Source organism: Glutamicibacter soli (assembly GCF_052322135.1).
Classification (GTDB): Bacteria; Actinomycetota; Actinomycetes; order Actinomycetales; family Micrococcaceae; genus Glutamicibacter; species Glutamicibacter soli.
In genome coordinates this window covers 2,263,726-2,285,975 of the sequence record NZ_CM125969.1, presented here as the reverse complement: position 1 = coordinate 2,285,975, position 22,250 = coordinate 2,263,726, and the positions used below count along the sequence as shown (strand labels likewise).

At 66.8% G+C, this 22,250-nt stretch carries 18 protein-coding genes; 10 read left to right on the top strand and 8 right to left on the bottom strand.

Translation table 11 applies throughout. From position 1 onward, the window contains the following. The first annotated feature begins 119 nt into the window (after positions 1 to 119). The 4 genes from ACTX90_RS10840 (at position 120) to ACTX90_RS10825 (ending at position 7,423) form a co-directional block, all read left to right on the top strand. On the top strand, positions 120 to 2,138 hold the full coding sequence (locus ACTX90_RS10840) for an APC family permease (RefSeq protein WP_181728012.1): 2,019 nt from the start codon (positions 120 to 122) through the stop codon (positions 2,136 to 2,138). 5 nt (positions 2,139 to 2,143) lie between these two features. Beyond that, entirely contained in the window at positions 2,144 to 3,466 is a 1,323-nt protein-coding gene (locus ACTX90_RS10835) for a class I SAM-dependent RNA methyltransferase (protein WP_052772400.1), read from the top strand. A gap of 191 nt (positions 3,467 to 3,657) precedes the next feature. After that, positions 3,658 to 6,366 carry an aconitate hydratase AcnA gene (gene acnA / locus ACTX90_RS10830; RefSeq protein WP_047119440.1) on the top strand — a complete coding sequence of 903 codons (2,709 nt, stop codon included), beginning with the start codon at positions 3,658 to 3,660 and terminating at the stop codon, positions 6,364 to 6,366. Between the two features lie 166 nt (positions 6,367 to 6,532). After that, positions 6,533 to 7,423 (top strand): aminoglycoside phosphotransferase family protein, encoded by an 891-nt coding sequence (locus ACTX90_RS10825; protein ID WP_443442070.1) that lies wholly within the window; start codon positions 6,533 to 6,535, stop codon positions 7,421 to 7,423. A 52-nt stretch (positions 7,424 to 7,475) separates the two neighbouring features. Here ACTX90_RS10825 and ACTX90_RS10820 read toward each other — a convergent pair whose 3' ends face one another. From ACTX90_RS10820 to ACTX90_RS10790, 7 genes are read right to left on the bottom strand one after another with little or no spacing between them, the layout of a single operon-like run. Beyond that, entirely contained in the window at positions 7,476 to 8,780 is a 1,305-nt protein-coding gene (locus ACTX90_RS10820) for a patatin-like phospholipase family protein (protein ID WP_443442069.1), read from the bottom strand. Next, positions 8,777 to 9,202, bottom strand: coding sequence for a hypothetical protein (locus tag ACTX90_RS10815; RefSeq protein ID WP_161446992.1), 426 nt, complete (start codon positions 9,200 to 9,202; stop codon positions 8,777 to 8,779). Before ACTX90_RS10815 ends, ACTX90_RS10820 begins: the two co-directional genes overlap by 4 nt. Then, the gene (locus tag ACTX90_RS10810) at positions 9,199 to 9,696 is read right to left on the bottom strand and encodes a hypothetical protein (RefSeq protein WP_053798359.1); all 498 of its coding nucleotides are present in this window, start codon (positions 9,694 to 9,696) and stop codon (positions 9,199 to 9,201) included. The genes ACTX90_RS10815 and ACTX90_RS10810 overlap by 4 nt, the downstream gene beginning before the upstream one ends. After that, entirely contained in the window at positions 9,693 to 10,619 is a 927-nt protein-coding gene (locus ACTX90_RS10805; RefSeq protein ID WP_161446993.1) for an acetoacetate decarboxylase family protein, read from the bottom strand. The genes ACTX90_RS10810 and ACTX90_RS10805 overlap by 4 nt, the downstream gene beginning before the upstream one ends. Further along, positions 10,616 to 11,668, bottom strand: a complete 1,053-nt coding sequence (locus ACTX90_RS10800; protein WP_244910783.1) for an alpha/beta hydrolase — start codon at positions 11,666 to 11,668, stop codon at positions 10,616 to 10,618. The genes ACTX90_RS10805 and ACTX90_RS10800 overlap by 4 nt, the downstream gene beginning before the upstream one ends. Beyond that, positions 11,665 to 13,566, bottom strand: a complete 1,902-nt coding sequence (locus ACTX90_RS10795) for a hypothetical protein (RefSeq protein ID WP_146955826.1) — start codon at positions 13,564 to 13,566, stop codon at positions 11,665 to 11,667. The genes ACTX90_RS10800 and ACTX90_RS10795 overlap by 4 nt, the downstream gene beginning before the upstream one ends. Next, positions 13,553 to 16,033 carry a GMC oxidoreductase gene (locus ACTX90_RS10790; protein WP_120989260.1) on the bottom strand — a complete coding sequence of 827 codons (2,481 nt, stop codon included), beginning with the start codon at positions 16,031 to 16,033 and terminating at the stop codon, positions 13,553 to 13,555. Before ACTX90_RS10790 ends, ACTX90_RS10795 begins: the two co-directional genes overlap by 14 nt. 291 nt (positions 16,034 to 16,324) lie before the next feature. On the opposite strand from ACTX90_RS10790, the gene dxs reads away from it, so the two are divergent. From dxs to ACTX90_RS10760, 6 genes are read left to right on the top strand one after another with little or no spacing between them, the layout of a single operon-like run. Beyond that, positions 16,325 to 18,292 carry a 1-deoxy-D-xylulose-5-phosphate synthase gene (dxs, locus tag ACTX90_RS10785; RefSeq protein ID WP_053799427.1) on the top strand — a complete coding sequence of 656 codons (1,968 nt, stop codon included), beginning with the start codon at positions 16,325 to 16,327 and terminating at the stop codon, positions 18,290 to 18,292. Beyond that, positions 18,289 to 18,882, top strand: a complete 594-nt coding sequence (locus ACTX90_RS10780; RefSeq protein WP_443442068.1) for a DUF402 domain-containing protein — start codon at positions 18,289 to 18,291, stop codon at positions 18,880 to 18,882. The genes dxs and ACTX90_RS10780 overlap by 4 nt, the downstream gene beginning before the upstream one ends. A gap of 60 nt (positions 18,883 to 18,942) precedes the next feature. After that, on the top strand, positions 18,943 to 19,512 hold the full coding sequence (locus tag ACTX90_RS10775) for a hypothetical protein (protein ID WP_047119431.1): 570 nt from the start codon (positions 18,943 to 18,945) through the stop codon (positions 19,510 to 19,512). 18 nt (positions 19,513 to 19,530) lie between these two features. Beyond that, positions 19,531 to 20,022: a GNAT family N-acetyltransferase gene (locus ACTX90_RS10770; protein ID WP_443442067.1), complete on the top strand. Its 492-nt coding sequence runs from the start codon at positions 19,531 to 19,533 to the stop codon at positions 20,020 to 20,022. Positions 20,023 to 20,028: 6 nt separating this feature from the next. After that, positions 20,029 to 20,364, top strand: a complete 336-nt coding sequence (locus tag ACTX90_RS10765) for a hypothetical protein (protein WP_424573017.1) — start codon at positions 20,029 to 20,031, stop codon at positions 20,362 to 20,364. A gap of 44 nt (positions 20,365 to 20,408) precedes the next feature. Further along, positions 20,409 to 20,672, top strand: a complete 264-nt coding sequence (locus ACTX90_RS10760) for a hypothetical protein (protein WP_146955824.1) — start codon at positions 20,409 to 20,411, stop codon at positions 20,670 to 20,672. Positions 20,673 to 20,801: 129 nt separating this feature from the next. On the opposite strand, the gene argG is transcribed toward ACTX90_RS10760, so the two are convergent. Continuing rightward, positions 20,802 to 22,229 carry an argininosuccinate synthase gene (gene argG / locus ACTX90_RS10755; protein WP_443442066.1) on the bottom strand — a complete coding sequence of 476 codons (1,428 nt, stop codon included), beginning with the start codon at positions 22,227 to 22,229 and terminating at the stop codon, positions 20,802 to 20,804. Positions 22,230 to 22,250 lie beyond the last annotated feature (21 nt).

Below are 22,250 nucleotides of genomic sequence, written 5' to 3'. Positions count from 1 at the left end.
GGATGAACTTCGCCGCGGCACCGCTGCTGGTGCCACGAATGCAACAATAGCGCTGATCGGGCCCGCGTTGGGTCCAACGAAGGCGGCATGCCGCGCGGAGCCTGCGATAACGTTGTCTCGTGCCTGCTTTATTTGATGGTCTGAAACGGATCCTCGTGGGCCGGCCCTTCAGCACCGAACAGCTGAAAAAGAAGCCGCTCCCACCGAAAATTGCGCTGCCGATTTTCTCCTCCAGCGCCCTGTCCTCGCTGGCCTACGCCCCGGACGAAATCCTGCTGACCCTGGCCATGGCCGGTGTGGCGGCGACCATGCTCTCCCCGGCGGTGGGCGTGGCAGTGCTGGTGGTGCTCGTGGTGCTGGTGCTGTCCTACCGGCAGTCCATCAAGGCCTACCCTTCCGGCGGCGGCGACTACGAGATCGTCCGCAAGAACCTCGGCGCCCGGCCGGGCACCGCGGTGGCCGCGGCCCTGCTGGTGGACTTCGTGCTCACCGTCGCGGTCTCCAGTTCCTCGGCCGCCCAGTACCTCAGCGGCATCGTCCCTGCGCTGGGGGAGCACCGCGGCCTGGTGGCGGCGGGCATCGTGGTCTTCCTAGTGGTGGCGAACCTGCGAGGGCGCGGGCAGAGCCGCTGGACGCTGGCCGTGCCGGTGTACCTGTTCGTCTTCGGCATGCTGGCGCTGATCGCGATCGGCGGGCTGCTTGCGGCCACCGGCAACCTGGGACTGGCGCCCAGCGCCGAGTTCACCATCGTGCCCGAGGAGCAGTTCTCCAACGGGTTGCACGGCGTGGTGGGCGCGCTGCTGATCCTGCGCGCCTTCTCCACCGGCTCCGCGGTGCTGACCGGCATCGAGGTGCCGATCTCCAACGTCCAGTACCTGACCAAGCCGCGCGCCCGCAACGCCGGACGCATCCTGCTGGTGGTCGGCTTGCTTTCGGGCGTGCTGACCCTGGGCACGCTGATGCTGGCACGGGCCAGCGGCCTGAAGATTGTCGCCGACCCGCAGAAGTCCCTGCTGCTGGACGGGCAGCCGGTTTCCGCAGACTACGTCCAGGTGCCGGTGCTCGGCCAGTTGGCGCAGGCGGTGTTCGGCAACTTCATGCTGGGCACCGTGGTCGTCTCGGTGCTGACCATCCTGGTGCTGCTGCTGGCAGGCAACCAGGCCTTCAACTCCTTCCCGTCGCTGGCCAGCCACCTGGCCACGGACGGCTACCTGCCGCGCCAGCTGCGCACGCGCGGCGACCGGCTGGGCTTCTCCAACGGCATCCTGTCACTGGGCGTCGCCGCGGTGCTGCTGGTCCTGGTGTTCCAAGGCGATGTCACCATCCTGATCCAGCTGTACGTGGTGGGAGTGTTCGTCTCCTTCACGCTCAGCCAGCTTGGCATGCTCAAGCACTGGCACCGCGAACTGGTGCCGGTCGCGGACCGGCGCATCCGCGCCGCGATAAAACGCCAGCGCCTGCTGAACCTGGTGGGCCTGGTGCTCTCCGGGCTGGTGCTGCTGATCGTGCTGGCCACCCGCTTTGTGCACGGCGCGTGGATCGCGGTGCTGGGCATCGTGTTGCTGATGCTCGTCATGAATTCGCTGCACCGCCACTACCAGCAGGTGGATGCCGAGCTGTCCATCGAGGACGGCGGCCAGGCCACCGCGCTGCCGGCGCGAGTGCACGCCCTGGTGCTGGTTTCCACGGTCCGCAAGCCGGTGCTGCGCGCCCTGGCCTTCGCCCGGGCCAGCCGTCCCTCGAAGCTCGAGGCGATCATCGTGGACGTGGAGCCGCAGAAGACCCAGCGCACCTTGGAGGACTGGGAGCGGCTGCGCATCCCGGTGCCCATCACGGCGCTGGCCTCGCCCTACCGCGACATCCCCGGGGCGCTGATCGAGCACATCCGCTCGATCAAGCGCGAATCCCCGCGGGATCTGATCGTGGTCTACATTCCCGAATACGTGGTCGGCCACTGGTGGGAGCAGCTGGTGCACAACCAGACCGCCCTGCGGGTGAAGAACCGGCTGCACTACGAACCCGGAGTGCTCATCGCCTCCGTGCCCTGGCGCCTGCTGAGCGCCAAGAACGCCCTGGGCGGAGGGCCGACCGAGGAATCCTCGGCCCACCGCGAATCGAACCCCCTGCCGAAGGACTAACCGTCGTGACCGAATCACCCACCCTGAAACTGCGTCTGGGCGCCATCGCCCACGGCGGACACACCGTGGCCCGCCACGAGGGGCGGGTCATCTTCGTCCGCCACGGCATCCCCGGCGAGCTGGTCACAGTCCGGCTGACCGACAGCGACGAGAACGCGAAGTTCTGGCGCGCGGATGTCGTCGAGGTGCACGAGGCCAGCGAGCACCGCGTGCCGCATTTCTGGGAGGCGGCCGACGCATTGCGCCACCGCGACCCGGTGGGCGGCGCAGAATTCGGCCACATCACTCTGGAGCACCAGCGCGAGCTGAAGGCCGGGGTGGCCGCCGAGCAGCTGACCCGGCTGGGTGGGATGAAGGCCGAGGACTACAACTTCCCGGCCGTGCAGGCGGTGGCCGGACAGGACGACGGCCTGGGCTGGCGCACCCGCATGTCCTACTCGGTGGACGCCGAAGGCAAACTGGCCATGAGCGGCTTCCGCAGCAATACGCTCACAGCTATCGACTCCATGCCGTTGGCCCACCCGGCCATCGAGCGCACCGGGTTGTACACGATGGACTTCTCCGGCATCGAGCGGGTGGAGGCCGCGGTTTCCAGCAGCGACGATTCCACGGTGCTGATCCTGTTGGCCGAATCCCGCCCCGGCGCCGCCCGCAAGGCGGCCCGCCAGTTCCCCGAGGGCGTGAACGTGGCGGCCTTCAGCCAGCAGGGCGGCTCGGCCGCCGACGGCCGCGGCGAGCTGCAGGCCCTGACCGGGCGCAGCTGGCTGCAGGAGTCGGTGCTGGGGGAGAGCTTCCGGATCACCGGCGAAGGCTTCTGGCAGGTGCACCGCGCGGCGGCCACCGTGCTCAGCGAGCGGGTCATGGAGCTGACCGAGCCGGCGCGCGGCGAGCAAATCGCGGACCTGTACGCCGGGGCGGGCCTGTTCTCGCTGCCGCTGGCGAAGGCGGTGGGCCCTGAGGGGCGCGTGTTCTCCATCGAGGGCGCCCCCGGCACCCACGCGGATGCCAAGAAGAACCTGCGCGAGCTGCGCCAGGCCAGCGTCATCCGCGGACGCGTGGAGCGCGTGCTGCGCCAGGTCGCGCGCGACGCCCAGCTCGATGCGGTGGTGCTCGACCCGCCGCGGGCCGGAATCGACAAGCAGGTGGCCGCCGAATTGGGTTCCAGCGGCGTTTCGCGCATTTGTTACGTCTCCTGCGACCCCGCATCTTTCGCCCGGGACACCGCTCGTTTGACCTCGCGCGGCTACGAATTAGCGCACATGGAGATTCACGATTTGTACCCGCACACCCACCATATGGAGTCGATTGGGCTCTTCGTGCGCCGTTAGACCATCGAATATTGCCGTTTGGACACGAATTTGGCGGAAAATTATCCCCGTTCATTCTTTTTGTCCTAGTTGGCGATAGACTGTTTTTAGCTCTGCAACGATACAAGCATGAGAATCTCAGTTAGGAACTCCTAACTGGAATGCGAGTGTGTACGTGCAACAGAATGAGTGTCTGGCGAGAGGAGTCCCACGTGAGCAATGTGGACAGCTTCGGTGCCAAGGGCGTACTTGACGTCAATGGAACCGAATACGAAATTTACCGACTGAATACGGTCGAAGGCGCAGAAAGCCTTCCTTACAGCCTTAAGGTTCTTCTGGAGAACCTGCTTCGCACCGAAGATGGTGCGAACGTTACCGGCGAGCACATCAAGGCTCTGGGACAGTGGGATGCTTCGGCACAGCCGAACACCGAAATCCAGTTCACCCCGGCCCGTGTGATCATGCAGGACTTCACCGGCGTTCCATGTGTCGTCGACCTTGCCACCATGCGCGAGGCCGTCAAGGAACTGGGCGGCGACCCAACCCGTGTGAACCCACTGGCTCCTGCCGAAATGGTCATCGACCACTCGGTGCAGATCGACACCTTCGGTTTCGAAGGCGCCGTCGAGCGCAACATGGAGATCGAGTACCAGCGCAACGGCGAGCGCTACCAGTTCCTGCGCTGGGGCCAGACCGCATTTGACGACTTCAAGGTCGTCCCGCCGGGAACCGGCATCGTGCACCAGGTCAACATCGAGTACCTGGCGCGCACCATCATGACCCGCGAGGTCGACGGCGTGCTGCGTGCCTACCCTGACACCTGCGTCGGCACCGACTCGCACACCACCATGGTCAACGGCCTGGGCGTGCTGGGTTGGGGCGTTGGCGGCATCGAGGCCGAGGCAGCAATGCTCGGCCAGCCTGTCTCCATGCTGATCCCACGCGTTGTCGGCTTCAAGCTTTCAGGCTCGATCCCTGCCGGCGCAACCGCAACCGACGTGGTGCTGACCATCACCGAAATGCTGCGCAAGCACGGTGTTGTGGGCAAGTTTGTTGAGTTCTACGGCGAGGGCGTGGCAGCAGTGCCGCTGGCCAACCGTGCAACCATCGGCAACATGTCCCCTGAGTTCGGTTCGACCGCCGCCATGTTCCCGATCGACGATGTCACCCTCGACTACCTGCGCCTGACCGGCCGCAGCGAAGAGAACATCGCACTGGTCGAGGCTTACGCCAAGGAACAGGGCATGTGGCACGATCCAAGCCGCGAGATCCGTTTCTCGGAGTACATGGAACTGGACCTGTCCACCGTGGTTCCATCGATCGCCGGCCCGAAGCGTCCACAGGACCGCATCGAGCTGTCGAGCTCGAAGGAGCAGTTCCGCAAGGACCTGCACAACTACGTGTCGGCCACCGAGGACACCCAGGGCGTCGGCCGTCCATCGGTAGCCGTCGAGGTCACCAAGGAAGATGGACAGAAGTTCACCATCGACCACGGCATGGTCTCGATCGCATCGATCACCTCGTGCACCAATACCTCCAACCCTTCGGTGATGCTTGCAGCAGCAGTGCTCGCTCGCAACGCCGCCGAAAAGGGCCTGTCCTCCAAGCCATGGGTCAAGACTTCGGTCGCACCGGGCTCGAAGGTCGTCACCGAATACTACGAGGCTTCCGGCCTGCTGCCATACCTGGAGAAGCTCGGCTTCTTCGTGGTCGGCTACGGCTGCGCCACCTGCATCGGCAACTCCGGTCCGCTGGATACCGAGATCTCCGAGGCCATTCAGGCCAACGACCTCGCCGCCACCGCAGTGCTCTCGGGCAACCGCAACTTCGAAGGCCGCATCAACCCGGACGTGAAGATGAACTACCTGGCTTCCCCGCCACTGGTCATCGCCTACGCCCTGGCTGGCACCATGGACTTCGACTTCGAGACCGATTCGCTGGGCAAGGACACCGAGGGCAACGACGTCTTCCTGAAGGACATCTGGCCATCGCCTGTCGAGGTCCAGCAGATCATCGACTCGTCGATCGACAAGGACATGTTCGCCAAGGGCTACGACGGAGTCTTCGAGGGCGACGCCCGCTGGAAGGCACTGGACACCCCTGAGGGCGACACCTTCGCATGGGACGAGAAGTCGACCTATGCCCGCAAGGCGCCATACTTCGAGGGCATGACCGCCGAGCCGCAGCCGGTCCAGGACATCGAGGGCGCTCGCGTGCTGCTCAAGCTGGGCGACTCGGTCACCACCGACCACATCTCGCCTGCGGGTTCCTTCAAGTCGGACACCCCGGCTGGTCGCTACCTGATCGAGAACGGCGTGGATCGCAAGGACTTCAACTCCTACGGCTCGCGCCGTGGCAACCACGAAGTCATGATCCGCGGTACCTTCGCGAACATCCGCATCAAGAACCAGCTGCTGGACGGCGTCGAGGGTGGATTCACCCGCGACTTCACCCAGGAAGGCGCTCCGCAGTCGTACGTGTACGACGCTGCAGAGAACTACAAGGCTGCCGGCACCCCGCTGGTCGTTCTGGGTGGCAAGGAATACGGTTCGGGCTCCTCGCGTGACTGGGCTGCCAAGGGCACCGCGCTGCTGGGCGTCAAGGCCGTCATCACCGAGTCCTTCGAGCGCATCCACCGCTCGAACCTGATCGGCATGGGCGTTCTGCCGCTGCAGTTCCCAGAAGGCGAGTCGGCTGACTCGCTGGGCCTGACCGGTACCGAAACCTTCGCAGTCTCCGGCGTCACCGAACTGAACAACGGTGTCACCCCGAAGACCCTGAAGGTCACCGCAACCGCTGAAGACGGCAAGGTCGTCGAGTTCGACGCAGTCCTGCGTATCGACACCCCGGGTGAAGCAGACTACTACCGCAACGGTGGCATCCTGCAGTACGTGCTGCGCCAGATCGCAGCCGCCAACTAAGGATCCCGCTTCGATCACTGATCGACGTGAACCCTAGGTAGTTCCGCATCACCGGAACACCGTGAGACCCAAGGCCCCGGCCTTGGGTCTCACGTTTTAATCGAGCGAGAATGTTCGGGCACCAAGTAGCTGCCCGGATCCACCCGGACCGCCAACCAGCCCTGCCATGATGAAAACAGCGATGCGCGAAATGACGACTCGAAAACTCCTTCTTGATCAATTCCTTGATCCCGCGCAACTCGATGCTGTCGAACGCTGGCTTCCGGGCTGCACCATGGCCACCGACCTTTCCTGGCACGAAACCGATACCCTGGTCCTGCACCTGCGCACGGCGGGTAGCGACTACATCCTGAAAAGCGCCGGATCTTCGAACCACCATTTCGAGCGTGAACTTGCAGCTCACCAAGGGCCGACGGCGGCATTGGTCGAGTCGGGGTACGGCGCTGCGCTGCTTTTCGCCGATTCCTCGGCCAGGCTCATGATCCTTGAATATCTTCCCGGAGGCCTCAGCGAGCACACCGCACGGGAACTGGACCCGGAATTCCACCGGCAGGCTGGAGACGCCCTGCGAACCCTGCATCAGGGCGAGGGGCATCTTGACTCAGCATATGAATCCAAGCTGCTGGCGATGAGCCTTAATCGGCTCAGCCAAGAGCACCGGATCGATCCGGAGAACGAGCGCCGGGCGTACGAGGTCCTGCGGGCCTATCAGCCACGGACGGTCCGGCTGGTACCAACCCACGGAGACTGGCAGCCGCGCAACTGGTTAAGCGACCACGGAAAATTGAAGGTCATCGATTTCGGCCGTTTCGACTACCGTGCACCGTCCACGGACCTGGTGCGGCTGGCCAACCAGCAATGGCTGGGGCATCCCGAACTTGAATCGGCCTTCCTGCAGGGTTACGGCGGAGACCCGCGGCAGGCACGCAGCTGGCCGATCGAATGCCTGCATGAAGCCATCGGCACGGTCATCTATGCCTACCGCCTCGGCGCCGAGGACTTCGAAGCCCAGGGCCATCGTATGTTCGGCCGGGCCTTGCAGCTCGCCGGGTGCTGACGACCCTGGACTGGTTCAGGTCTCTCTCCGAACTTCCGCTGCGGCGGCAGCCCTAGCCGGAACGTGCGGTGCGCAGCATCTTCAAGACGTCCCTGGCGGCGAAGATGCGCTGTCGAAGTCCGTGGGCACCGAAGGGCTCCAACGAGATGAGCATGCGGATCCGTCCGCGCAATCCCATCCGCAGGTTCGGGTGCTGGGTGCCGATGTCGGCCTCGGCCCGGGGGAGCTGGTCGAAGATCGATTCCCCGGCAGGAACTTCGCGGCGGATGGCCACTGGCACCCAGTCGCCATCGATCCGGGCCCGCGCCCGGTACTCCCAGCTGCTGGCGGTGCGCACGATGCTGCCGTCGGCCAACGGAACCAAATGTTTCACGCGCCGCTTGGCGAGGAAACCGGTGACTGCTCCGGGTACCGCATCATCCAGCGGCAGCCACACGGTCAAGTTCAGCCCGAACCCATGCCCGGAAAGGCGCTCGCTCCAGCTGACGCCAACCGGCCCATCGGTCATGGCGGTGCATCGGTAATCGGCCCGAACCCCTTCCGGCCGAGACCGCTCAAGATAGGCGACCGCGTCCCGGTAGCCCATGGACATCAGCGTGGACGCGCTGATCCGCCCCAGATAGAAGACCGGGTCCAGCGGCAGCGGATGCTCCGGTTTGATGACATGCAGGACGAATTCACGTCCGGCGGCCTTGGCCTGCTCGAAATCAGCGAGCAATCCGCCGGTGGCGCTCATCTCGATCATGTGCACGTACTGTTCCAGCGGGCCGTTGCCCCAGTACGGGGAGTTGCCCACGCACCAGAGCAGCCAGATTTCCCTGGCGCCATGATCCAGCGCAGCGGTGATATTCGCATCCCGGATCCACGCCGCATCGGTCCAGGTGGCCCCGTCGCGATGCAGCGGCGCGGTGAAAATCGGCAAGCTCATGCCCGCCGCCAGCAGCTGCGGGTCCACGTCTTTGGATGAGACCGCGATGCTGCGCTTCTCGGTGAAGTTCGCGATGTTGAACGTCCCGGGAATTTTGCTTTTCCGGATGGCGTCCACATCCACCCCCATGGAGGGGAAGAGCTTCGTCACCATGGCTTCGGGGCCGGAAAGCGCCGGCAGGTTCCATGGCCCCCGCAGGTAGTCGCGCAGCGGCAGCGGCGAGGAGAACTGGGAGACCTTCACCGAGGTCCAGTGCTTCATCATCTGGTCTGCATCCTGGCCGGAGAGCATCATGGCGGTGTTCAGGATTCCGCCGGAGGTCCCGTCCACGTGGGTGAATTCCAGGCCCGCTTCTTCCAGGGCCTTGAGCACGCCAGCCTGCCAGGCGACGCGCATGCCTCCGCCGGCGAGCACCAGCGAGCGTTTCACTGCTGCGTCCGTTCATGCTTCGGGAGCATCTTCGCGCCCAGGCCGGCGGCCAGCACCGCGGCCGAGAGCAAGTCGAAGGCCGCGACGGCCAGCGCCCGGCGGGCGAACACGCCGCGGCGCACCCCGATCGCGACCGCGCCGACCGCGCCGGCCTTCTGCAGCACCGACCAGAACAGCGCCAGGCGCATCGACTGGCGGCAGAGCATCGAGTGGGTCAACAGCCCGCCGGTGATCGTCATGAACATGCCGACCGTGCCGAACAGCTGGCGGGTCGCCGGCGAATTCTCGGCTCCCACGAGCTTCAGCACGAGTCCCGGAGCTGCTGCCTGGCTTGCGCCGGACACCACTGTCACCGCTCCGATCCCCAGTGCCGCGCGAGCCAGCATGGACGCGGGGCCGGATTCGACGTGTGTGCATTTCATGGCAGTGCCTCCCACAGTTCATGGCCTGCCAGCAGATAGCCGACCGCGGCCGCCCAGTAAATCAGTGCTGCATAGAATCTCGCCCAGTTGCGCGAGACCCACTGGTGCATCTTGGCACGCAACTCCGGCTCTTCGGACACCGCTCCAGTGAGCAGCTGCTGGTTAACCGGACGCATGGACAGTGCGTACCACAAGGCCAGGAAAATGTACGACGCGGCGGCGGCGATAGAGAATACCAGCGTCCACACGTGGGTGCGTCCCAGCCATATTTGGATCAGCGGGGCGACCAACAAGGGAAGGAACATGATCCCCAGAAAGCGGGTGATTGCAGTGATGGGCACGGCGAAGACCGTTGACAGCTCATCGAGCCGCAAGCCGAGGAATACCGGGCGCAGGAAGAACTGCGCCACCGTCATGAATCCGAGATACAACGATGCGCCGAAGACCGTCACCAGTGCCGAAATCAGTGCGGTCCAAGCCAGGGCAGTACTCATTGGACACGGCTTTCGCCCCGCCGCGGCGGATCGGGCCATTCTTCGCCCAACCCCAGCCCGACCACCGAATCCATGCCGTCCCCGCCGTAGGGGGCGCGGTCCCGGCCGTACTGGAACCACGCCTCGTAGTGGTCATCGAGCACCCCGTGGGAATCGGGAATATACAGGGTGAACACCGGCTGCGGGTCGAAATCCAGTCCCGCCAGTCCTGCCACCTGCGGCAGGTCGCCGAACTCCAGCCGAGCTTTGGCCTGCCGGCCGATCGACACGTCGGCGGTGCCCTGGAAGTAGATGCTCGACTTGTAGAGCATGCCGCGGAACGAGCAGTAGTTCACCGCGCCGACCTTGATCGGCAGCGCGGTGGGCGCCGGGCGCTCGATCTCCACCAGCGCGCCCTTCACCCCGTCCAGCTCATAGGCGCTGGACACCGTCCGATCCGTCACCTTGAAGTCCAAGCTGGCCTGGTGCTTCGGCATGCCCCAGATCCCCTTGCCGCCCTTGACCGAAATTTCAGTGCTCACCGGCAAATCCACCACGTACTGCCCCAGGTTCAGGGTTTTCTGGAACAGCATGGGCAGCAGCGGCGGTGCCGGGCGCATGCCACGGGTGACAGCCAGCGCCAGCGAGTATTCGATGTAGGCGCCGATGTCCGTGGCAAGGTAGTTGATCACGGTGACCACCAGCAGCGAGCGTCCGCCTGGCAGCCTGAACGGATGCAGCTCTTCGCCCGGGATCAGCTTCGCGGCGGCACGGGCGTCAATGGGAAACGCGGTCATCAGCACCGGCGAGGGTTCGGAATTGACCGGCAGCAGGTAGCTGATGCCGTCCACGGTGGCCTTCTGCCCGGACAGTTGCCGCTGCCGAGCCGGCAGTGCCGAGGGCAGCAGGCGCAGCGCCGAGCGCAGCGGGGGTAGCAGATTCATGATGCAAGCTCCTGAAGGATCAAGGGATAGCTGTCGCGCCAGGCATCCCTGCCGAAAATAAGATCCAGATGTCCGTAGCCGGGAATCACGTGCAGCGAATGCTCCCCGGGGGCGTAATAGTCGAAGAATTCGTAGGTGCGCCGTTGCCCCTGTGGCAGGAAGCACCGGTTGTCCGCCCCGGCGATAAAGGAGAACCGTGCCTCGGTGCGCGGCGGCCCGTCCACCAGCGAGTCGGGAAGCTGGCTGTGCTGCCCGGTGGGCACCAGGTATCCGGCCTTCACGCACCCGGCCATCTGGCGGAAGAAAGACAGCGGGGCGCCGGCGAACTCCCCGATGATCCAGCGGTGCGTGGCATCGTCCAGGTTCGCGTGGGACCACAGGGCCGGATGCCCCGCCCCGTAGGTGAAGGACACCAGCCGGCACACGGTGTTGTCGCATTCGTGGTGGGTCAGCTTCACCCCCGAACGCACGATGCGCGAGAAGTAGCCCTGGGACTTGTAGCCCCAGCGCGGGGAGAGCATCGGGGTGAACCCGCCCAGCAGCGGCAGCAGGTGGGTGATTTTCTGCCGGGATACCCACGGGACATCCACGAACAGCGAACAGGCGTTGGAGACGATGGTGCGCACCTGCGGCAGCAGCCCTGCCACCGCGGCCATGGTGAAGGAGGTCGAGCCCTGGCAGTGCACGAACGCGGCCAGCGAATCCGCCCCGGTGCGCGCCAGCACCTCGCGCACCGCCGCAGGATGGTCGAACACCGCCGCGTCGTCCAGCGTCCAGGCCACCGGCGGCAGGTCGATAGACGCACGCCAGTTCAGCATCCACACGTCCCAGCCCTCATCCAGCAGGGCGTCCACCAGGGTGCGCGCGATCGGCGGGCGGAACAGCTCGGCGCGCACCCCGGCCCCGTGCACCAGCAGCACCGGCCCGCGCGGGGCGTCCGGGCGGCGCCGCGAGGCGACATGCACCAGTGTCAGCGGCAGCCCGTCGTCGGCGCGGAACTGCACCACCTCGGTCGCATGATCGGCGCGGGTTGTCTGCATGGTGGTCATTGGACACCTCCCGGGGTGCTGAAGCCGTTGATGCTCACGGTGATCGGGTTTTCCAGTAGCCGCAGCGGCGGCAGCCCGTCGGCGGGCACCGGGCGCATCTGGTTCTGGGTGCTGGGTCCGGTATCCCAGTCGTGGACGACGGTATCGGCAATCACCGGGTAGATCACCAAGGTGCCGTCGTCGCGCAGGTGCATCCGCAAGAAGCCCTTGCCGTCCTCGTAGGCCAGCGCCGTCATTTTCAACCTGCCCACAGCCCCGGGCGGGGCGAACACCAGGTGCAGGGCGAAGACCATCGTGCCTACGGCGGCGCCCAGCACCGTGGCGTAGACCGCCGCCAGCAGCACGGTGATCCACCCTGCGCTCCAGTTCCGCTGCCAGGGCAGGGCGATGAGCCCGGTGAAAATGGCCGAGGCCAACAACAGCTGCAGGCCCACGATCAGCAGCGGCTGCACCATCGGATTGGATTTCCCGGAGGCCTCAGACCCGTCCTGGAACAGCCCCCGGGCATTGCGCGCCAGCCACAGCAGCAGGGCGATCAGCAGCGGCACCACGAACAGGAACACCACGATGCCCACGGCGTGGACCCAGTCGCCCGAACCCAGCGCCTCGGGATACGAGTCGCCGGTGATTCCGGAGAAGACGGTGCACAAGAACATGAAGCAGGCCAGGTGCACCACGCCCAGCCCGGTACTGAACCAGGGGTTGCGCCAAGGCAGGAAAAACGCGCTGAACGGGTTGGCCAGCTGCCAGTGCAGCGCCCGCTCCTGCGTCGGGGTCGGGAACACGGTCTCGGCCAGCGCATACCGCTGGCGCTCAGCCGGATTCACCATCTCCCGCGAACCGGTGGGCGGCAACAGCAGCTCGGGCGACAGGTGCCGGGCACCCGAAAGGAAGGCGCCACCCAGGCCGCAGGTCAGCAGCTGCTCGCGGCGCGGGTCCTCGGGTCCGGCCTGCTCGTGCAGCTGGGCGTAGCGTGCGTAGTGGTGCTTGTCCCCGCTCAGCCGCACCCGGATCTGCGCCCCGGTAGGCGTCGATTCCCCGGTCGCCGGGTCCGTGCACTGCAGCAGGTAGTGGTTCTCGAAGTAGCGCAACGCGTTGTTCGCGTTCGGGTCGCCGTCCGGCAACGTGCCGGTGGCCTCCCAAGTGGGGGAGGAGGCGCACAGGATGATCGCATCGCCCGGCTTCAGGTGCCGCGTCACCTCCGCCTCGAAGTACTGCAGCTGCGGCCGGTCGATGTAGCTGCCCAGCTCGCTGTCCAGCGCGACCAGCCACCAGGTCTTCTGCACCGTGTTGGCTTCCAGGTTGGTCAGCCGCGCGGCGAAGTAGCCACGGGACTGCAGGGTCTGCCACCCGCCGATCTTCGCCTGCTGGCAGAAGATGCGTTCGAAGGCCGTCAGCCCGTCGTACCAGTCGTGGTTCCCGGGCAGGGCCAGCAGCGCGGCCGCCGGCCCCGGAAGCGAAGCGGCACGGTAGGGTCGCACCAGCCGGTCCTCGTAGGCGCGTTCGGAGGCCGCCGGGTAGACCTCGTCCCCGCCCATGACCAGCAGCTGCGACTTGGGCAGCCTTACCGGCGGCTGGCCGGGCTGCGCGGCCTGGACCTGCAGCTCGGGCTGGGCCAGCGCCCAGGCCATGGTGTAGGTCGCGTCGAAACCATCGCCGAGATCCGCGATGAAGTCGATCCAGCGGCCCTGCTCCTGCGGCGGGAATTCGGCCAGGTCCATGGCCCGTTGCGGGAAAATGCTCTGCATCTCCCGGTTGTCCATGAACCCCAGGAAGACCTGGGCGGCCAGCGCCTTGATTCCGGTGCGCACCAGCTCGGGCGGGGACAGCCAGCGCGCCGCCGGCCGCGGGCGGAACCCCAGTTCATGCTCGAACTGCTCCAACTCATGCTGGTTCATGATCGTTCTTCCGGACACGGCGCGGCGCAAGGTAGCTGCGGTACAGCGACCCCAGGAACAGCCCGCCAAAGGCCGACAGCGCCTGGACCTTGCGCGGCCCCTGCGCCCTGAAGGTCGTGAGCTGGCGCGCGAAGTCCAGCGGCTCGATATACAGGATGCCGGATCCCAGCACCGCCGGGTCCTCGGCCGCCAGCAGCCCGGAGGCCGCAGGGTGTTCCGGTGCCGGCGGGAAGACGTGGCCTTCCAGCAGCTGCACGAACAGGGTTGTGGTATCCGGCCAGAGGTCCACGCCCGGCCCGTCATGGATGTCCTTGAAACCCACCAGGGTCAGCTGCCGCCCGCCCGGGGACTGGACATGCAGGCGGTAGAGCATCAGCCGGCGTTCCTGTTCATCCGGCACGAACAGGTTGAACCAGCCGCGTAGCACCGGGCAGTGCCCGCCGAGCACATCCGCGTCGAGGAAGCCCTCGGCGCTCGCCGGGTGGCGCGGATCGGCGGTGAAGCGGTCGATGTCCTTGGCCGTGATGGTCAGGGTGAACATCATGCGTTCGTGGCGCAGCGAGGCCTGTGCCAGGCCCGAGGCCGGCTCGCCCACGCCCAGCGTGAAATGCCCGCGCATGGTTTCGGTGAACGCCACCGAGGTGGCCCGGGGATTCAGTGGCTCGACCGGGGCGGCCGGGTCCTGCGCGGTATGCGCGTCAACAGGTCCGCCCTCCGGCGCCGCACCGGCTAGGGAAGATCCGGCCGCGACAACGGGGGAGGCCCACGACTGCTCGAGCAGGTGCTCGCAGGCCCGGTCCGCCATCGCGGCGATGGTCAGCGACGGATTCGGGCCGACCGGGCCGGGCATGGCGGCGCCGTCCACCACGTACAGGCCCGGCTGGCCGTACACCTCCGACCACGGGTCGCAGACGCCGACCTGGTCATTGGCGCCGATCGGCGCCCCGCCCAGCGGATGCACCGTGACCACACGCTGGGCCTTCCACAGCGGGTTGTCGTTGAAAGCAGCACCCAGTTGGTCGCCGATGCCGCGCATGGCACCGCGCACGGATTCGAAGAACTCCTGCGAGGTGGACAGCGTCCAGTCGGCTGCCAGCCGGCCCTCGCGCAGGTACATGCGCCCGTCGGGCACGTCCCGGCCCATGCCCAGCAGGGGCAGCGCCGTGCTGGAAAAGCGTCCAGGGCCCAGCGCCATGGCCAGATCGGCAGATATGCTGCTGCGATTTCGCTGGAACAGCCGGTTCTCGATGATCTTGGCGGCCACCTTGCCGGCCCGGGGCAGAGCCTCGCGGAACTGCGAGAGTTCCATGAGCCAGTTGAAGAACGCCGGATAGCCGGCGTCCTGCAGGTAGTAGCCGCGGCCGGTGGCGCCGTTGCCGTCCAGCGCGTCCGCGACGCGCACGGTGCTGGTGATGACCGGTCCGCGGTTCCCGTACAGCTGGCGCGGCACGGTGCGCCCTTCGACCTGCTCGCTGGCATTGAACAGCAGTCCGAGCAGGTCTCCGTTGCTGCTGAAGCGGGTGCCCAGCGCCGGGCTGATCCCGGGCAAGGTCATCCGGTTGCGCAGCAGCAGGTAGCTGGTGCCGAAGGTGCCGGCGGCCAGCAGCAGCTTGGCGCAGCGGATCAGCCGTTCGGGAAGGTCGCCGGTTGAGGAGGGGTGCTGAGGGTCGTGGATCACGTAGCGCACCAGCCAGCTGCCGTCCGACGCGCGGGAGAAGCCGCGCACCTCGTGCAGCGTGCGGATGTCGGCGTTGCCGGTGGCCGCCGCAGCTGAGAGGTAGTTGTGGTCAAGGGTGTTCTTGGCGCCCGAGTTGCAGCCCAGATCGCATTCGCCGCACAGCGTGCAGGTGGTGCGCGGCTTGCCGTGGAGGTTGCCGTAGTCCGCCAAGGGCAGCATCCGGCCCGGCTGGGCGGGGGAGTCCGCATCGGTGGAGAAGCTCACCGCCAGCGGGGGACGGAACACCGTGTGGCCGCCGGCCTGGGCGGCCTGCTCGAAGGCGTTGGTTTTGGCGGTGTCCTGGTAGGGGTAGCGGTCCACCCCGATCATGTCCTCGACGCGCTGGTAGTGCTGTTCGAGATCGCGGTATCCGATGGGCCAGGATTCGTACCCGCCGCCGGGCAGCGGGGATTCGTTGACGAACCACTTTTCGTCCTTGCGCAGCAGCACGTTGGCGTAGATCAGCGAGCCGCCGCCCAGGCCGCTGGAGACCAGCCCCTCCAGGCCCCGCAAGGTCCACGCGTCGAACAGTCCGTAGAGTTTTTCGCTGGGATCCCAGAAGGCGGTGGACAGCTCCGACGGAGAGCGGGCGAAATCGCCGGGCCCGTATGACCGGCCGCGTTCCATCAGGACCACTTGCTTGCCGGCGTCGGCCAGGCGGTAGGTTGCCACCGAACCGCCGAACCCCGAACCGACCACAACTGCATCTACATATTCCGTCGGCACTTGGCCGGCACGAATTTCCCCCATGTCCCCCTCCTGGGAAGACTTAGCAGATTCGCGAGGTGGAAAGCCCCGTGTCCAGAATTAGGCTCATTTTACCTACGCGGCGCGAGGGTGGAAAGAGGGAAATTCGACAGCTTCTAGTTTCTTTTCCGTCGTCGCGACCGCGGCCAAGCTGGGCGTAGCCAACATCATCATCGAAAAATTGGTTCCAGCCCAAAAGGTGGCGGATAATGGGAGCAGTCAAGTGCGCGATAGACTAGTTGTTTCGCACGGACTTGCGGTGCCCGCATGGGCAGAAATGTGAAGGGGATGACTGTGTCTTTACTCGAGACCATTAAAAAACCAAGCGACCTGCGGGCGCTTACCCTGGATCAGCTCACCCAACTTGCGCAGGAGATCCGCGCCTTCCTCATCGACAACGTCGCCCGCACCGGCGGCCACCTGGGGCCGAACCTCGGCGTGGTGGAACTGACCATCGCCATGCACCGCGTGTTCGATTCGCCGACCGATTCCATCGTGTTCGACACCGGCCACCAGTCCTACGTGCACAAGCTGCTCACCGGGCGCCAGAACTTCGAAACGCTGCGCCAGCAGGGCGGCCTGTCAGGCTACCCCGACCGCGGCGAATCCGAGCACGACATCGTCGAGTCCTCCCACGCCTCGTCCTCGCTGTCCTGGATCGACGGCATCTCCCGGGCCAATAAGCTGACCGGCCGCACCGAAAGCTATGCCGTGGGCCTGGTGGGCGACGGCGCGCTGACCGGCGGCATGGTCTGGGAAGCGGTGAACAACATCGCCGCTGACAAGGAACGCAAGGCGGTGATCGTGGTCAACGATAACGGCCGCTCCTACGCCCCAACCATCGGCGGCCTGGCCGACCAGCTCGCGGGACTGCGCCAGCAGCTGGACAAGTTCCGCACCCACCCCGCCTACGAGTCCGCCATGGACAAGCTCAAGGGCCGGCTGAAGGATTCCGGCCCGGTCGGCAGCTTCACCTACAAGTCGCTGCATGCCACCAAGAAGGGCATCAAGGACTGGTGGGCCCCGCAGGGGCTCTTCGAGGACCTTGGCCTGAAGTACATCGGCCCGATCGACGGCCACAATCTCGCCGCCGTGGAGGAAGCGCTCCAGCAGGCCAAGCAGTACGGCGGTCCCGTGCTGGTGCACGCGCTGACCGAGAAGGGCCACGGCTACGCGCCGGCCCTGGCCGACGAGGCCGACCAGTTCCACGCGGTGGGCGTCATCGACCCTGCCACCGGCGCCCCGGTCGCCAAGCCCAGCGCGCAGAGCTGGACCAGCGTCTTCGGCGACGAGATCGCCAAGATCGCCGACGAGCGCGAGGACGTTGTGGCGATCACCGGCGCCATGCTGCTGCCGGTGGGCCTGAAGAAGATGTCCGATGCCCACCCGGACCGCGTGCTGGACGTGGGCATCGCCGAGCAGCATGCGATGACCACCGCGGCCGGCCTGGCCTTCGGCGGCCTGCACCCGGTGGTGTGCGTCTACGCAACCTTCCTGAACCGCGCCTTCGACCAGCTGCTGATGGACGTCGCGCTGCACAAGGCAGGGGTCACCATCGTGCTTGACCGCGCCGGCGTGACCGGCCCGGACGGCGCCAGCCACCATGGCATGTGGGACATGGCGCTGACCCAGATCATCCCGAACCTGCACCTGGCGGCCCCGCGCGACGCCACCCGCCTGCGCGAGGAACTGCGCGAAGCCATGGACATCAACGACGCCCCGAGCGTGGTGCGCTTCTCCAAGGGCTCCGTGGGCGAAGAGGTCGAGTCCATCGACCGGCTGCCCGACGGCGTGGACGTGCTGGCCCGGCTGGGCGACCGCGCCGCGCCGGACGTGCTGATCGTCTCCGTCGGAGCGATGAGCGAGCTGTCCCTGGACGTGGCCCAGCGGCTGAACAGCCAGGGCGTCTCGGTGACGGTGGTCGACCCCCGCTGGGTGCTGCCCATGCCGTCCTCCGTGATTTCGCTGGCCGCCCGCCACCGCATCGTGGTCTGCATCGAGGACGGGGTGCGCGCCGGCGGCGTCGGTTCGCGCCTGCGCACCGAGATGCGCGCCGCGGGGGTGGACACCGCGCTGAACGAGGTGGGCCTGCCAACCAAGTTCCTGGCCCACGGCACCCGTGCCGAGGTGCTGGAGCGCGTCGGCCTGACCGCCCAGCAGGTTGCCCGGGACACGCTGGCCCAGGTGCTGGGCACCAAGGTCCCCTTCGCCCGGCCGCTGCCCGGCCAGGACCTGCCCACCGGACAGATCCCCAAGCTGTGAGCGCCCAGCCCGGCTGCCCCGAAGGGCTGCCCCGCAACCCTGCGAGCGTCGCCGCCGGCGCGCTGGTGGTGGCCCGCGCCTGGAAGTACGACGCCAGCCCGCACTGGGTGGTGCCCGGCTTCTACCTCGGCTCCGACGAGTACGGCCACTGGGTGCACCAGCCGGCCGGATCGCTGGTCTCCCGCCCGGGAACCGCGCACCTGGCCGCCTGCGACGCGCTGTGCCTGTTCCCCTCCGAAGGCCAGTGGATCGCCACGCTGTACGACGATCCGGACGAGGACTTCGACATCTACATCGACCTGGCCGGCAGCATCGGCTGGCGGCGGATGAAGCGCGGGGCCTGGGAAGTGAACTCCATCGACCTGGACCTCGACGTGATCCGCTCGCACAGCCGCGGCACCTTCCTGGACGACGAGGACGAGTTCGACCAGCACCGCCTGAGCATGGGCTATCCCGAGGCCCTGCAGCGCTCGATCCGCGCCGAAAGCAAGGTGCTGCTCGATGCGGTCCGCGCTGACGCGGCGCCATTCAACGCCGAGCACCGGCGGCGCTGGCTGGTCCGGGCCCGCAGCGTGCAGCACGTCGGCTGAGCCGGCAACACCACGCACTTTGAGACAAAACACCGAGAAACCAACCCCTGGGGGAGACCGATGGCGATCATTCGCACCTACCGGATGAACGAGAAGAACGAACTGCAGTTCCGCGAAGCGTGGTTCCAGCAGTTCGAGGACGAAGAGCTGGGCCAGTTCGTGGTCAACCACGGTCCGGTGGGCCACATGTCGCAGACCAGCGAGGTGCAGGACGTCACCGCCGACCGCGCCGACGAGCTGTTCGCCGGTTTCGCCGAGGCCTGCGCCGCCGAGGGCTACAAGGAGCTCTCCGACCAGGAGCAGTCCTGGGTCATCGTGCAGTACGCGCTGAAGACTGCCGAGGGCACCGCGCGCGACAAGTACCTGCAGAACAAGGCCACCGAGGCGCTGGCCGGTCACCTGGCCTGGCGTGGCCTGGGCACCGTGGAATCCAGCGACTTCGGCAACCGCAAGCTGAACATCCGCATCCTCTCGCCAGCCCCGAAGCTCGCGGTCAACGCCATCAAGGTCTGCATCCGCGAAGCCAAGCTGGACTTCACCAAGATGGTCATCGCCACCGCCCCGTACGACGGCCTGGATCAGGCGCGCATGGCCTACCCGATGCCGCCCAAGCCGTTCAGCCTCGACTAGGCTCCGCGGCGCGCATCCATGGTGGGCATCCGGCCACTGGTTCCGCAGGACTACCGCGCCGTGCGCGAGCTGTCGCGCAGCCTGGGCCGCACCAGCGCCCCGGAGCGCTTCGCTCCCGGCGGGTGCCTGCTGGCCGCCATGTCCGAGGACGGGCGCCTGGTCGGCTGGGCCAAGGCGCAGTGGTGGGATCCGCAGGACCCGGTGGCCCCGGCGGGCTACCACCTGGGCGGGGTCGAGATCGACCCCGGCTGGCAGCGCCGCGGAGTGGCCACGGCCTTGGGCCTGGCCAGGCTGAGCTGGGTGGCGCAGCGGGCGGATGCCGCCTGGTGCGTGGTGAATGCGCGGAACACCGCCTCGCTGGCGCTGCAGCGTTCGCTGGGATTCACCCTCGGGGCGCGGGCCGCCGGATTCGGCACGGTCCACATCACCGGGGGAGCCGGAGTGCTGCTGTGCCGGACACTTCAAGATTTCGCGCCCGGCGACGGCGCGCACAACGACAAGCAGAAGTAGGGACTCATGATTCCTCAAGAAGACCGGGACGACAACGCCGGCGCCAAGCGCAAGCCAACCCACCTGGGGGCCACCCGGGTGCCGCTGCATCTGGTGTTCCAGGCCTGCGTGGGCGTCATCATCGGCATCGGCATCACCTCGCTGTTCTCCGGCGTCGACCACGCGCAGCTGGCGCTGGCCGGCGTGATCGTGGTGATCGCCGCCTGGATCGTCGAGCAGGGATTCCGCCTTCCGGAACCCAACACCAACTCAGGCGCCCGCATCCGGCTGGTGCTGCGCATCGTCTCGCTGGTCGGCTTCACCATCGCGGTAAGCCCGCTGCTGCAGCTGATCGAAGCCTAGCTGTGGCCGTCGAGCGGGCCAAGCCCCGCCGCACCCTGAAAGCGATGCTGTGGCCGGCCGCCCAGGTGCTGGTCGGCTTTTCCGCGGGGCTCGCGCTGGCCAAGACGATGTCGCTTCCCGAGGAGCAGATCGCGTTGATCGGCACCGTGATCACGCTGGTCACCTGGCTGGCGGACGAAGCGGTCACGCTCCCGGCGAAGGACACCCGGCTCGGGGCGGCCTTGCACGGCACCCTCAGGTTCCTCGCGCTGGTCGGATTCATCATGGCCCTGCAGTCCCTGGCGGCGCTCAACGGGCTGACCTCCTAAACCCCGCCGCGCTGCAACCCTGCGCGCAGGCCGCGCAGGGGTCCAGGCAACAAAAAAGCTCGGGCGGATGCTTCCAATCAAGGAAGCATCCGCCCGAGCTCTTAGCGTTCAACGCAGGGGCGTCGGAGCCTAGTCGGTGCCTGAATCGAAGGCGGCCAGCTCGTTGGCGCGGTCGGTAGCCAGCTCGTCGCTGTCCACCGGGGAGGCGTCGACGATCGCGTCGGCGCCGCCGGCCTCCAGCGAGCCCACCAGCTTGGCGGTGGTGCCGCCGACCAGGCCCATGGCAGCGTACTGCTCCAGGCGGCCGCGGGAATCGGCGATGTCCAGGTTGCGCATGGTCAGCTGGCCGATGCGGTCCACCGGGCCGAAGGCGGCGTCGCCCACGCGCTCCATGGACAGCTTGTCCGGGTGGTAGCTCAGGTTCTCGCCGGTGGTGTCGACGATGGTGTAGTCGTCGCCGCGGCGCAGGCGGATGGTCACGGTGCCGGTGATGGCCGAGCCGACCCAGCGCTGCAGGGACTCGCGCAGCATCAGGGCCTGCGGATCCAGCCAGCGGCCTTCGTACATCAGGCGGCCCAGGCGGCGGCCTTCGTTGTGGTAGCTGGCCACGGTGTCTTCGTTGTGGATCGCGTTGACCAGGCGCTCGTAGGCGATGAACAGCAGCGCCATGCCCGGAGCCTCGTAGATGCCGCGGGACTTGGCTTCGATGATGCGGTTCTCGATCTGGTCGCTCATGCCCAGGCCGTGGCGTCCGCCGATGATGTTCGCCTCGTTGACCAGGGCTACCGGGTCGACGTATTCCTTGCCGTTGATGGCGACCGGGCGGCCGGCGGAGAAGGTGACGGAAACATCTTCCGAGGTGATCTCAACGCTTTCGTCCCAGTACTTCACGCCCATGATCGGCTCGACGTTCTCGATCGAGCTGTTCAGCAGCTCCAGGGTCTTCGCCTCGTGGGTGGCGCCCCAGATGTTGGCGTCGGTGGAGTAGGCCTTCTCAGCCGAGTCGCGGTAGGGGAAGCCGTGGGCGACCATCCACTCGCTCATCTCCTGGCGACCGCCCAGTTCAGCGACGAACTGCGGGTCGAGCCACGGCTTGTAGATGCGCAGCTTCGGGTTGGCCATCAGGCCGTAGCGGTAGAAGCGCTCGATGTCGTTGCCCTTGTAGGTCGAACCATCGCCCCAGACGTCCACGCCGTCCTCGCGCATGGCGCGCACCAGCAGGGTGCCGGTGACCACGCGGCCCAGCGGGGTCGTGTTGAAGTACGACTTTCCGCCCGAGCGGATGTGGAAGGCGCCGCAGGCCAGGGCGGCGAATCCCTCTTCGACCAGGCCCGGCTTGCAGTCGACCAGGCGCGAAGCCTCGGCGCCGTACTCCAGGGCGCGGCCCGGAACGGCGTCGATGTCCGGCTCGTCGTACTGGCCGAGATCGCCGGTGTAGGTGTACGGGATGGCGCCGTTGTGGCGCATCCAGGCGACGGCAACGGAGGTGTCGAGGCCACCGGAGAACGCGATACCGACGCGCTCGCCTACTGGGAGATTGGTAAGAACTTTAGACATGTTTCCATCCTAATGGATAAA